This is a genomic window from Photobacterium lutimaris, from assembly GCF_003025555.1.
GTDB lineage: Bacteria > Pseudomonadota > Gammaproteobacteria > Enterobacterales > Vibrionaceae > Photobacterium > Photobacterium lutimaris.
In genome coordinates, this window is sequence record NZ_PYMH01000014.1 from 84,874 (window position 1) to 97,317 (window position 12,444).

Annotated in this window: 9 protein-coding genes and 4 tRNA genes; 12 read left to right on the plus strand and 1 reads right to left on the minus strand. The window is 52.4% G+C overall.

From position 1 onward, the window contains the following. Positions 1-18 precede the first annotated feature (18 nt). The 4 genes from C9I99_RS22235 (at position 19) to C9I99_RS22250 (ending at position 441) form a co-directional block, all read left to right on the plus strand. Positions 19-95, plus strand: a tRNA-Met gene (locus tag C9I99_RS22235). A 24-nt stretch (positions 96-119) separates the two neighbouring features. Next, positions 120-195 (plus strand) — tRNA-Gly (locus C9I99_RS22240). Positions 196-264: 69 nt separating this feature from the next. Continuing rightward, a tRNA-Met gene (locus C9I99_RS22245) sits at positions 265-341 on the plus strand. Positions 342-365: 24 nt separating this feature from the next. Continuing rightward, positions 366-441: transfer RNA gene (locus tag C9I99_RS22250), tRNA-Gly, on the plus strand. Between the two features lie 845 nt (positions 442-1,286). On the opposite strand, the gene queG is transcribed toward C9I99_RS22250, so the two are convergent. After that, positions 1,287-2,420 (minus strand): tRNA epoxyqueuosine(34) reductase QueG, encoded by a 1,134-nt coding sequence (gene queG, locus C9I99_RS22255; protein WP_107351020.1) that lies wholly within the window; start codon positions 2,418-2,420, stop codon positions 1,287-1,289. A 173-nt stretch (positions 2,421-2,593) separates the two neighbouring features. Between queG and C9I99_RS22260 the strand changes: the two genes are divergently transcribed. From C9I99_RS22260 to hflK, 8 genes are all read left to right on the plus strand, one after another. Beyond that, the gene (locus tag C9I99_RS22260) at positions 2,594-4,084 is read left to right on the plus strand and encodes an NAD(P)H-hydrate dehydratase (RefSeq protein WP_107351021.1); all 1,491 of its coding nucleotides are present in this window, start codon (positions 2,594-2,596) and stop codon (positions 4,082-4,084) included. Between the two features lie 7 nt (positions 4,085-4,091). Beyond that, positions 4,092-4,556: a tRNA (adenosine(37)-N6)-threonylcarbamoyltransferase complex ATPase subunit type 1 TsaE gene (gene tsaE, locus C9I99_RS22265; protein ID WP_107351022.1), complete on the plus strand. Its 465-nt coding sequence runs from the start codon at positions 4,092-4,094 to the stop codon at positions 4,554-4,556. A 4-nt stretch (positions 4,557-4,560) separates the two neighbouring features. Then, positions 4,561-6,450: a LysM peptidoglycan-binding domain-containing protein gene (locus C9I99_RS22270; protein ID WP_133638291.1), complete on the plus strand. Its 1,890-nt coding sequence runs from the start codon at positions 4,561-4,563 to the stop codon at positions 6,448-6,450. 2 nt (positions 6,451-6,452) lie between these two features. Next, positions 6,453-8,630 carry a DNA mismatch repair endonuclease MutL gene (gene mutL / locus C9I99_RS22275; RefSeq protein WP_107351023.1) on the plus strand — a complete coding sequence of 726 codons (2,178 nt, stop codon included), beginning with the start codon at positions 6,453-6,455 and terminating at the stop codon, positions 8,628-8,630. Next, complete coding sequence (gene miaA, locus C9I99_RS22280) at positions 8,623-9,558, plus strand: tRNA (adenosine(37)-N6)-dimethylallyltransferase MiaA (RefSeq protein WP_107351024.1); 936 nt, start codon at positions 8,623-8,625, stop codon at positions 9,556-9,558. The genes mutL and miaA overlap by 8 nt, the downstream gene beginning before the upstream one ends. A gap of 86 nt (positions 9,559-9,644) precedes the next feature. Further along, the gene (hfq, locus tag C9I99_RS22285; protein ID WP_039458576.1) at positions 9,645-9,914 is read left to right on the plus strand and encodes an RNA chaperone Hfq; all 270 of its coding nucleotides are present in this window, start codon (positions 9,645-9,647) and stop codon (positions 9,912-9,914) included. A 25-nt stretch (positions 9,915-9,939) separates the two neighbouring features. Continuing rightward, positions 9,940-11,229: a ribosome rescue GTPase HflX gene (hflX, locus tag C9I99_RS22290; protein WP_107351025.1), complete on the plus strand. Its 1,290-nt coding sequence runs from the start codon at positions 9,940-9,942 to the stop codon at positions 11,227-11,229. 57 nt (positions 11,230-11,286) lie between these two features. Continuing rightward, positions 11,287-12,444 carry an FtsH protease activity modulator HflK gene (gene hflK / locus C9I99_RS22295; protein ID WP_107351026.1) on the plus strand — a complete coding sequence of 386 codons (1,158 nt, stop codon included), beginning with the start codon at positions 11,287-11,289 and terminating at the stop codon, positions 12,442-12,444.

Genomic DNA, 12,444 nt, shown 5'->3' on the forward strand with positions numbered 1-12,444 from the left:
CGGTGAGTATAAATCGGACGCGGGATGGAGCAGCTTGGTAGCTCGTCGGGCTCATAACCCGAAGGTCGTTGGTTCAAATCCAGCTCCCGCAACCAATTTACTTGTTGAAATACAAGCCTGCGACACTAGCTCAGTTGGTAGAGCGCAACCTTGCCAAGGTTGAGGTCACGAGTTCGAACCTCGTGTGTCGCTCCAAATTGGTTTTATTGCTGAGGCGATAAGACAATAGTTGTTACCGTACTTTAACGGTGAGTATAAATCGGACGCGGGGTGGAGCAGCTTGGTAGCTCGTCGGGCTCATAACCCGAAGGTCGTCGGTTCAAATCCGGCCCCCGCAACCAATTTACTTGTTGGAATACAAGTCTGCGACACTAGCTCAGTTGGTAGAGCGCAACCTTGCCAAGGTTGAGGTCACGAGTTCGAACCTCGTGTGTCGCTCCAATTTCAGGAAAGATGTGCTCCTACGAGGAACCTCGCGTACCTAGTCGGCCACGTCGCTCCAATTTCATTGCTGCCGCTGCATGAGCAGAGGTACGGCAAAGCTACTACTGTGAAGTATTAGTTCAATTGCAACATTCCTGGGTTAATCGACTCTCGATAATCTTGTGTGTTGTTTCAATGTTCCATAGCCTAAGGGCTATTGGGAACCGTTATGAAGCGATCAGCTTCGAAGACATCATTGTTGATTTGCCTCTACAGCCTTATGGCTGTTTATTTTTATTAAGCAATATCAAGATGCTCTGTTAGTGTCACATGACGACACAAGCTCTTTGAATGGTTTGATACGGGTGATGTAAATTGCCAGCAGGGAGCTGTGAATCGTATCTGTCTTAATTTATCCCGACCAGCTGATGCCTGAGCGCCTTGTCGTTCGTGGCTTTGAGACTGTGGCGGATAGAAAATTCTTTGATCGTACACAGAGTTATCCACAAAAATATGTTGTGGGTAAGTCGGTTGATTACGTGTGCCGATACCGTGTGAACAAGTCTGTATTTATCTTTTATTTATTCAATAAGACATGAGACGATAAATTTTTATCCACAATATAAGGCTTTGTTTTATATGGGTTTGAGTTTATTTGTTCAAGGCTTATATACAACCTGATCCACCCTGTGGATGTCTGGATAACTTTTTCCGGGTGGTCTATGCCGGGCTGTGTTTAATATTGGAAATAGCAGATAAAGAGACAAATTTGAAAATGTTTTCCACATTTGTTCAGAAGCCTGATCGAGCTCTCACTATGTGTGGATAACGTTGCAATATGACAGCCGGATAGATTTCGCCGGCTAGGCATCACGTGGTAGGCCTTTCTCTACAATCCGAATAAGCCGTTTGGTACTGGCAGGCAGAACACTGATAGTATCTTGTTGGCACCTTTCGAGTTGCTTGTCTTTAGCCCATTGGATATGCACATCCAATAACGCATTTTCACCCTCTCTGGACTCCAATGCTTCGATGATTTCTGGGCTATATGGGGCATTTCCCATCGCAATGGTCAAATTTCGAAGCCATTGATTATGGCCGATGCGGCGAATTGCTGAACCTTCAGTGTTTTTCAGGAAAGCGTCTTCTGTCCAAGCGTACAGTGTAGTCAAAGGCTGCTGGCGTAAGCTGTCACGACAGTGATAATCGGCTTCTTTTGTCACCTCGGAAAAGCGGTTGAACGGACAGACAAGCTGGCAATCATCACAGCCGTATACCCGGTTGCCAATGGCTTCGCGGAATTCTTCAGGGATCACTCCGTCATATTCTATGGTGAGGTAAGAAATACACCGCCGAGCATCCACCACGCCCTCAGCGACAATCGCTTGGGTGGGGCAGCTGGTCATGCAGGCGACGCATTTACCACATTGGTTTTCCTCTGGGCTATCAACAGGCAGGGGCAAGTCGACAAGCAGCTCCCCAAGGAAAAACCATGAGCCAGCCTGTTGGTTCAGTAGCAACGAATGCTTACCTGTCCATCCCAGTCCGGCTTTTTCAGCCAGCGGCCGCTCCAAGATGGGCGCCGAATCAACGAATGGTCGGTAACCAAAAGCCCCGACCTCCTGCGCAATCAATTGCCCGAGGCGCTTGAGCCGGTTGCGGATCAGCTTGTGATAGTCGCGGCCGAGGGCATAGCGGCTAATATAGGCCGTGTCGGGTTGGTTTAGGCTATGGGCAAACCCCGCTTCTGGCGGAAGGTAATCCATTCTGGCACTAATAACTCGAACGGTTCCTGGGTGTAATTCGGCCGGTCGCGCACGCATCATGCCGTGGCGGGCCATCCAGTCCATGTCACCGTGGTAGCCAGCATCGAGCCAGCGCTGTAGTTGCGCTTCATGTTGGCTCAGGTCGACATCGCTGATCCCAATCTGCTGGAAGCCGAGTTCTTGGCCCCATTGCTTGATTTTCTGGGTAAGATTGCGATAGTCGATGGTCATACTTGCAGTACCGGGCTTAATTGGGGGCGGAAGTTTACCACAACCACAGCAAATGTTGAGAGGATCATCATGAAGATCTTGGTCTATTGATCGTATTGAGTGATGTTGCCGCTACAATGGATCTTGTCAATGTGGTATCGGTCCGCCGTGTTTATGCGAAAAGGGAGGCTGTCATGAGTGCGGAATATTGGTCTGGCAAACTTTACCGAGCCGAGCAGGTTCGCCGAGGAGAGCAGCAGGTCGCTGCGCAGCAACAATTGGATATGTACCAGCTGATGGAGCGGGCCGGCACTGCGGTGTTCCGAGTGCTTGAACAAGAATTTTCCCGCCAGCATCACGTATTGGTATGCTGTGGCGGTGGTAATAACGGCGGGGATGGTTATGTCGTCGCCCGTTTGGCACGCGAAGCAGGGTATCAGGTGACGCTTTGGCAGCAGGGAGATGCGGTGACGCTCAAAGGGGATGCCGCCAAAGCCCGGGATGCCTGGCTGGCTGCTGAAGGGCAGATCTTGCCGCCGGGTCAGGCGATCCCAGCCTCGATCGAGGTAGTGGTCGATGCCCTGCTGGGCACCGGGCTCAGTGGTCAAGTGCGCGCTGAGACGCAGCGCTTGATCGTGATGATCAACCGGATCGCATTGCCTGTGATAGCGGTCGATATTCCGTCTGGGCTTTGCGCGGATACCGGAAGGCCCCTCGGTCAGGCAGTCAAAGCCCAAGTTACCGTAACCTTTATTGGCAGCAAGCAAGGGCTATGGACCGCACAAGCAGCCAATTACGTTGGCCGCGTGCAGTTTGCAGGACTGGAGGTGGCTGATGCCTTTGAGCAAATCGAATCGCCATCGGCCTTTGTGAGCCAAGTGTCAGATATCGCTTGCTGTTTGCCCCCTCGGCAGCGCGATGCCCACAAAGGTGATCACGGCAGGATCTTATTGGCTGGCGGTGATCATGGGATGGGCGGGGCGATCCGTATGGCGGCTGAGGCGGCAGCAAGAGCCGGGGCGGGTCTGACAGCCGTACTGACGCAACCTGACAATGTGTTGGCAATTGTGGCAGCAAGACCTGAAATAATGGCTCGCGGCTGGTTGGATTCGGAACGTTCTGTTCTGGCCCTGCGTCTGCTGTGGGCTGATGTGCTGGTTTTGGGCCCCGGACTCGGTCAATCGGCGTGGAGCCGGGCATTGTATGATGTGCTCGCACAAACAGAAAAAAGACACGTGGTGGATGCGGATGGATTGAACTTATTAGCACATTCACCAGACTATAAAAATAATCGTATAATTACGCCCCACCCTGGAGAGGCGGCAACGTTGCTGGCCTGCTCGGTAACGGAGGTGGAAGCTGATCGCTTCTACGCCGCAAGAACCCTGCAACAGAAGTATGGCGGAGTGGTCGTGCTAAAAGGGGCAGGGACCTTGGTGGATGATGGTACCCAGTGCTGGGTATGTGCAGCGGGGAACCCTGGAATGGCAACGGGTGGGATGGGCGATGTGTTATCCGGTATCATCGGGGCGTTGCTGGGCCAAGGTTTGTCTTTGGCTGCGGCTGCCAGGTGCGGGGTATGGATCCACAGTACCGCTGCCGACCGCTGCGCGGCAGAGGGGGAGCGTGGTATGCTTGCCAGCGATTTGTTCCCTCATATTCGACAACTAGTAAATCCAAGATAAGAATACAATGCATAGTTTTGAAATCCTGCTCGCTGATGAGCAGGCGACGGTAGATTTAGGCCACAAACTGGCCCATTCTTGTCAGCACCAGACCACTATTTATCTTCATGGTGATCTGGGTGCTGGGAAAACCACCTTTAGCCGAGGCTTTATTCGTTCTTTGGGACACCAAGGAAATGTGAAAAGCCCTACCTATACCTTGGTGGAACCTTATGAACTCCCGCCTTGGCAGGTCTATCATTTTGATCTGTACCGCCTTGCCGATCCTGAAGAGCTAGAATTTATGGGGATCCGTGACTATTTTGCCGCGGATGCCATCTGTCTTGTGGAGTGGCCGGAGAAAGGGGCTGGCGTATTGCCAGAAGCTGATCTTGAATTAGATATGCGCTATCACGGTGAGCAACGCAAAGTGACCCTGACGGCAAATAACGAATACGGTAGTGAACTCATTAAACGCTTGGAGTTGTGTTGATAGGATGTCGTTACGGGCTTTTTTGAATGCGGTGATTTTAGGGGCCAGTCTGTTTAGCTCATTGGCCATGGCAAATGAGTTGAAAGGGATCCGGGTTTGGCCGGCACCAGAGGAAACCCGCGTGGTGCTGGACCTCAAGGATGAAGCGGTTTTTAGCTACTTCACCCTGACCAAGCCAGATCGCTTAGTGGTGGATCTCAAGCAGACGGCGTTGAAAACCAAGCTACCAGTGGTGGTGAAGGACAGTGCAATCCTGACAACAATTCGCAACAGTGGTGCACCTGAAAAAGGGACCTACCGCTTGGTGCTGGAGATGAAAGCGGGGATGACCCCGAACCTGTTTACGCTGGCACCCACGCCCGATGGCCATTACAGCCACCGTTTGGTATTGGATTTGCCGCACGGCAAAGCCGTCTCAGTCAAGAAGCCTGAACCGACGTCGAAACAGCCTGTTGCGAATCAACAGGCGATATTGCCTTACGGCACTGACGATATCATCGTTGCTATCGATCCCGGCCACGGCGGGGAAGATCCCGGTTCGATTGGCCCGAGCCGTTTGTATGAAAAGAAAGTGACGTTGGACATCTCCAAGAAGGTCGCGGCGCGGATCAATGCCACCCCGGGGATGAAGGCTGTGATGACCCGTCAGGGGGATTACTTTGTTAACCTCAACCGACGTACTGAACTGGCCCGAAAAAAACGTGCTCACTTGCTGGTGTCTATCCACGCTGACGGTTTCCATAAACCTCAACCACGTGGCGCATCGGTATGGGTACTCAATACCCGCCGGGCGAACAATGAAATTGGCCGCTGGCTTGAACAGCATGAGAAGCAGTCCGAGTTGCTGGGCGGCGGTGATGTTCTCTCCGGTGGCAGCGATGATCAGTACTTGAGCATGGCGGTTCTCGATCTGCAGTTTAGCCACTCCCAGAAGGAAGGGTACGACGTTGCTAATCGGGTGCTCAAAGAAATGAGCAAGGTCACTAGCTTGCACAAAAGCAAGCCGGAGCATGCCAGCCTGGCGGTGTTGAAGTCTCCGGATATTCCGTCGTTGCTGGTTGAAACCGGGTTCATCACCAACCCGACCGAGGAGCGACTGCTAAACTCGAAGTCACACCAGAACAAACTGGCGGACGCGGTCTACCGTGGCGTATTGTCGTATTTTAACGAGAAGCCACCGGAAGGGACCCTGTTTGCTTCTCGAAACCAAGGGGTTAAGCACAAGGTGGCCAGTGGCCAGTCGCTGAGCGTGATCGCCAACCGTTACGGCACGTCTGTGGCAGCCATAAAGCAGGCCAATAATCTCAAGTCGAATACCTTGAAGGTTGGCCAGGTGTTGGTGATCCCGGGTAAAGCCCCGGCAACGGCATCTGCAGCGGCGACTGTGGCGACCACCACCAAGACAGTGACGCATACCGTGAAGCGCGGTGATTTCCTTGGCAAGATAGCCAGCCAATATGGGGTGACCGTCGCGAGTATCAGGCGTGACAACAAATTACGCTCCGATGAACTGGCGGTAGGCCAAAAGCTGAGAATCACAACCAAGGTTCCGGTAACGGCACCTGCAGCGGCGGCTGTGGCGACCACCACCAAAACGGTGACGCATACAGTGAAGCGCGGTGAATTCCTTGGCAAGATAGCCCGTCAGTATGGCGTGACCGTCGCAAGTATCAGGCGTGACAACACGTTACGCTCCGATGAACTGGCGGTAGGCCAAAGGCTGAAAATTTCAGTGAAGGCCCCGGCATCGGTGGTCCATACCGTGCAGCGGGGGGATTTTCTCGGTAAGATTGCCACTCGCTATGGAGTAACTGTCAGTCGTTTGCGTGAAGCGAACCAATTACGCTCAGACACATTGGCGGTTGGACAAAAACTTACTATTCCGAGTAGTTGATTATGCCTATTCAGATCTTGCCAGCTCGTTTGGCGAACCAAATTGCTGCTGGTGAGGTGGTAGAGCGACCCGCGTCGGTGGTCAAAGAGCTGGTTGAAAACAGCCTGGATGCAGGGGCAACCCGCATCGATATTGATATCGATAAAGGCGGCAGTCGGACCATCCGGATCCGCGACAACGGCAAGGGGATCCCCAAGGACGAGCTGGGCTTGGCCCTGAGCCGCCATGCAACGTCAAAAATTGCCACGCTCGATGATCTAGAAGCCATTGCCAGTCTGGGCTTTCGAGGTGAGGCGTTGGCCAGTATTAGTTCGGTGTCGCGCCTGACCTTAACCTCCCGCACAGCTGAGCAGGAAGAGGCCTGGGCTGCGTATGCCGAAGGGCGGGACATGGAGGTGCAACTCAAGCCTGCAGCCCACCCGGTGGGAACCACGCTGGAGGTATTGGATCTGTTTTTCAATACGCCGGCCCGACGTAAATTCCTCCGTACCGAAAAGACCGAATTTGGCCATATTGACGAGCTGCTAAAGCGCATCGCCCTTAGCCGGATGGATGCCACCATTAACCTGCGTCATAACGGCAAGGTGATCCGTCAGTATCGTGCGGCCAACACCCAAATCCAAAAAGAGCGCCGCTTGGCCGCTGTGTGCGGGCAGGCCTTCTTGGAGCACGCCCTGGCGGTTGAGCTGTCCCATGGCGACCTCAAGTTGGGCGGTTGGATTTGCAGCCCGCAGGGCGCAAGATCACAGAACGATATCCAATATTGCTATGTCAACGGCCGGATGATGAAAGACAAGCTGATCAATCATGCTATCCGCCAAGCCTACGAGACCAGTTTGGCCGCCGAACAATATGCGGCCTATGTGCTGTTTATCGAGGTTGATCCACACCAAGTGGATGTCAACGTGCACCCGGCCAAGCACGAAGTACGCTTCCACCAGGCCCGTTTGGTGCATGACTTTATTTGTCAGGGGCTGCAAAGTGCCCTGATTGAAGGGGCGGCGGATGACGCCGAGCAGGTGGTGAATGCGCCGGCTCCTAGAGCCAGTGCCCGAGCACCGGAAACGCCGTACTCTTCGGCTTCTCCCTCAACGCAGTCTTCCCATTCTCATGGTATTGCCGAACCCAATGCGGCATTGGCTGCCGTGGCTCGCACCCCGGATTACCCCAATAAGGCTCCTGCCCGTGACTGGCTAGCTGCTGGCACGTCTTCAGGAAGTACCGCTGGCAGTGATGCTGACGATCAAGGCCCTGAACCTGAATCATTTGGCTATCGCGATAGAACGGATACCTCCTATGTTCCGTCAAGGGATGAACAGACCTATCGTGGAAAAGATGGTGCTGCGGGCAGTGCTAGTCGCTCTGGCGGCAATAACCGTCCCCGTTATCAGGATGATGGCCCGAGCCCGAAAGAGGTTGAAGCCTACCAACAGCTGATGCAGACGGTGGCATCGTCGCCGACGTCTGCTTCATCGAGTTTGCCGGTATCCAATCCGTCTCTTGCTCGCCAATCGCCTGCTCAACCACAGGCCAAGCAGCCTGCGTCCTTTCATGAGAGGGCTGCCAGTCAGGTGCCAACCCGCCAGGATGCCATTGATACGACCAATGGTGTCGGGCTGGGCAAGGCCCTGTCGCTGGTGGCTAAGCAATACCTTCTGCTTAACCGTGATGACGGTCTGGCCTTGCTGTCATTGCCCCGGGCACAGAGCCTTCGGGTCAAAGGACAGTTACGCATGGCCCAGGGAGAAGGGCTGAAGCCGCAGCCCCTGCTGATCCCACATTCCATCCCCGTCGAGCCAAATATGATAAGCTGTGCCGAGCAGCACGCGATGTTGCTCAAGCAGCTCGGCATACAGCTCAAGGCCAAGAACAAACAGCAGTTGATTATCTTGTCGGTATGCCAGCCATTGCGTCAGCAAAACCTGCAACAACTGATACCGGCGCTGTTAGCCTACCTCATGTCCGTGGCCGAAGACGCAGAAGCGCAAGGGTGGGACAAACTGTTAGACTGGCTGACAGGGCAGCTGACGGTGCCCTCTGAAACCTATACCTTATCCCAAGCAATCCAGTTGGTCACTGAACTGGAGCAGCTATGGGGCCCAGAACTCGAACACTATTTTTCAGACTTGTTGCGTCCGGTTGACGTGAGCGCAGCAGTAGAAGCGTTTAATTATGACTAAGCCACTACCACAGGCTATATTCCTGATGGGCCCGACTGCGTCGGGCAAAACTGATTTGGCGATCCGATTGCGCCAACAACTTCCTGTAGAGTTGATAAGTGTTGATTCAGCCCTTATCTATAAGAATATGGATATCGGTACGGCGAAGCCTGATGCCGACGAGTTGGCGCAGGCACCGCATCGATTGATCGATATTCGTGATCCAGCGCAAAGTTATTCAGCTGCAGACTTTCGCGCTGATGCACTGAAAGAAATGGCTGATATAGTTGCACAAGGGCGCATTCCTTTATTGGTTGGTGGTACTATGTTGTACTACAAGGCATTATTGGAAGGTTTGTCGCCACTGCCAGCTGCTGATCCGGTGATACGCGCTCAGATTGAGCAGGAAGCAACGGAAAAAGGTTGGCAGGCGATGCATGAGGAATTGGTGCGGATCGACCCGGTGTCCGGGGCACGGATCCACCCCAATGATCCCCAGCGTCTTTCACGCGCATTGGAAGTTTTTCGAATTTCGGGTAAAACTTTAACTGAGCTGACGAAAACTCAAGGTGATACCTTGCCTTACAGGGTTCACCAGTTTGCAATAACGCCCACGGACAGGGCTGTGCTGCATCGGCGGATCGAGCAACGTTTTGAGAAGATGATCGACGCAGGTTTTGAGCAGGAAGTACGAGCTTTGTATGAACGCGATGATCTGCACCCTGACCTTCCTTCCATTCGTTGTGTTGGTTACCGCCAGATGTGGGAATATTTGGACGGGCAGTGTTCTTTGGATGATGCGGTTTTCCGCGGTATCTGTGCTACTCGTCAATTGGCGAAGCGTCAAATCACCTGGCTGAGAAGCTGGAAAGATCTGACGTGGTTGGATAGCAGTGACCCAGAATTGGCGTTACAAACCGTCACAAACTCAGTTAGATGTGATGTTTGATTAACGTGTATACTGGTTACTGTTTTGCGTATTTTTAATTTTGTTCGTTGCTAACTACAACTACAAACAAATAAGGAAAAGAAATAATGGCTAAGGGGCAATCTCTGCAAGACCCATTTTTGAACGCTTTGCGTCGTGAAAGAATCCCAGTTTCAATTTACCTGGTTAACGGTATCAAGCTACAGGGCCAGATCGAGTCTTTTGATCAGTTTGTGATCCTATTGAAGAACACTGTAAACCAGATGGTATACAAGCATGCGATTTCTACAGTGGTACCGGCTCGTCCAGTTAACCACCACCATACAGGTGATCGCCCAGCTTCGGCAGAACGTTCACAAGAAAAAACCGAAGAATAATACTCTTCATTAAGGAGTTGATTGCTTGTTTGACCGTTATGAATCCGGTGAGCAGGCAATTCTTGTTCATATCAACTTCACGCAAGAAGGGGAGTGGGAAGACTTAAGCGAATGCGAAATGCTAGTCTCCTCGGCGGGAGTCAATACGCTACGGGTCGTAACCGGTAGTCGTAAAACTCCCCACCCTAAATATTACGTGGGTGAAGGTAAAGCACAGGAAATTGCCGAAGCGGTTCGGGCTGAAGACGCCGATATCGTCATATTCAACCATTCTCTTTCTCCAGCGCAAGAGCGCAACTTGGAGCAGATTTGCAAATGCCGTGTATTGGACCGTACTGGTCTGATCCTCGATATCTTTGCTCAGCGAGCGCGTACCCACGAGGGTAAGCTGCAAGTCGAGCTGGCACAACTACGTCACATCTCAACCCGGCTGATCCGCGGGTGGACCCACCTTGAGCGTCAAAAAGGTGGGATCGGCTTGCGTGGACCGGGTGAAACCCAGTTGGAAACGGACCGCCGTTTGCTTCGCGATCGGATCAAGACGATTTTGCGCCGTCTTGAAAAAGTCTCCAAGCAACGTGATCAGGGACGCCGTGCACGAAACCGTGCCGAAATCCCAACAATATCACTGGTTGGTTACACCAACGCCGGCAAGTCGACGTTGTTTAACCGGGTGACCGATGCTGGTGTATATGCTGCTGATCAGCTGTTTGCCACCCTGGACCCGACTCTGCGCAAGATTGATGTGGCCGATGTTGGCACCTCGATCTTGGCTGATACGGTCGGTTTTATTCGCCACTTGCCCCATGATCTGGTTGCGGCCTTCAAGGCAACTCTGAAAGAAACTCAGGATGCCAGTTTGCTACTGCATGTGGTCGATGCCAGTGATGACCGTTTCCGTGAAAATATTGAAGCGGTTGAGACGGTGCTCGAAGAGATTGATGCCGGTGAGGTGCCAATCTTGGTCGTGATGAATAAGATCGATAATCTAGAAGGCGCATCGCCACGTATTGAACGTGATGAGGACGGTGTTCCTCAACGGGTTTGGGTCTCGGCGATGGAAGGGCTGGGGATTGAGCTGCTGTTTGAAGCTCTGACCGAACGTCTTTCTGGTACCATGGTAAAACATACCTTGCGGCTACCGCCTCAGTACATCGGGCGCTACCGGAGCAAGTTTTACCAGTTGGGGTGTATTGTCAGTGAGGAATATGATACTGATGGCAGCCTGCAAATTGACATTCGCTTACCGCTGGTAGAGTGGTCTCGGTTACAAAAAAGAGAAAGTACTTCGTTAGATGACTTTATCGTTGCTTAATGGACTGCTAGAGTAATAAGAAAAACTGTCGTCATATCATATTGATGGAGTTCTATAATGGCGTGGAATGAGCCTGGAAACAACGGCGGCCGTGATAAAGACCCTTGGGGTAACAATAATCGCGGCGGTCGTGAACAAGGTCCACCGGACCTCGATGAAGTTTTTTCAAAACTGAGTCGTAAATTCGGTGGTATTTTTGGGAATAAAAAGGGACCTTCGACCGGCGGCAGCGCTGCAGGTCTTGGGGCAATAGCAGTTGTGGCTGCTGCGGTATGGGGCTTTTCCGGTTTCTATACCATCGGCGAAGCGGAGCGCGGAGTTGTCCTGCGTTTCGGTAAATTCTACGAAATGGTAGATCCAGGTCTGAACTGGAAACCTACTTTTATCGATGAAGTCGAGCCGGTAAACGTGCAGGCTATTCGCTCTTTGCGCAGCTCAGGCTTGATGCTGACCAAAGACGAAAACGTACTGAAAGTTGAAATGGATGTTCAGTACCGTGTGGCCGAGCCACAGAAATATCTGTTCAGCGTGACTAATGCCGATGATAGTTTGCGTCAGGCCACAGACTCTGCACTGCGTGCGGTGATTGGTGACTCGACCATGGATCAGGCTCTGACCACAGGGCGTCAGGTGATTCGTGCGAATACGCAAGAAGCGATCGACAGCATTATTCAGCGTTACAACATGGGTTTGTTCGTTGTTGACGTCAACTTCCAGTCTGCTCGTCCACCGGAAGCGGTAAAAGATGCTTTCGATGATGCTATCGCAGCGCGAGAGGATGAAGAGCGTTTCGTTCGTGAAGCAGAAGCATACAGCAATGACATCTTGCCGAAGGCAACGGGTCGTGCTGAGCGTCTGAAGAAAGAAGCGGAAGGTTATTCTGAGCGCGTGATCAACGGTGCATTGGGTGAAGTCGCTCAGTTTGAAAAGCTGTTGCCTCAATACTTAGCGGCACAAGATGTAACGCGTAATCGTCTGTACCTTGAGACCATGGAACGTGTCTACTCTAACACCAGTAAAGTTATGGTCGACTCGAAATCAAGCGGTAACCTGTTGTACTTGCCTCTGGATAAGCTGATTAACCCAGCCCAGCAGAGCAGTCAGCCGAAGAGCGGCTCATCTACCGATTACGGTATTGAGTTGGAGAAAGTCGAGACCGCTCCGGTATCAACCGCTCCACGCAGTACTGATACTGGCCGTCAGGGGAGATTTTAA

Bases quoted from the DNA above. Each gene is read 5' to 3' on its own strand.
- mutL (WP_107351023.1), top strand. From the start codon at position 6,453: ATGCCTATTCAGATCTTGCCAGCTCGTTTGGCGAACCAAATTGCTGCT.
- queG (WP_107351020.1), bottom strand. From the start codon at position 2,420: ATGACCATCGACTATCGCAATCTTACCCAGAAAATCAAGCAATGGGGC.
- hfq (WP_039458576.1), top strand. From the start codon at position 9,645: ATGGCTAAGGGGCAATCTCTGCAAGACCCATTTTTGAACGCTTTGCGT.
- miaA (WP_107351024.1), top strand. From the start codon at position 8,623: ATGACTAAGCCACTACCACAGGCTATATTCCTGATGGGCCCGACTGCG.
- tsaE (WP_107351022.1), top strand. From the start codon at position 4,092: ATGCATAGTTTTGAAATCCTGCTCGCTGATGAGCAGGCGACGGTAGAT.
- C9I99_RS22270 (WP_133638291.1), top strand. From the start codon at position 4,561: ATGTCGTTACGGGCTTTTTTGAATGCGGTGATTTTAGGGGCCAGTCTG.
- C9I99_RS22260 (WP_107351021.1), top strand. From the start codon at position 2,594: ATGAGTGCGGAATATTGGTCTGGCAAACTTTACCGAGCCGAGCAGGTT.
- hflK (WP_107351026.1), top strand. From the start codon at position 11,287: ATGGCGTGGAATGAGCCTGGAAACAACGGCGGCCGTGATAAAGACCCT.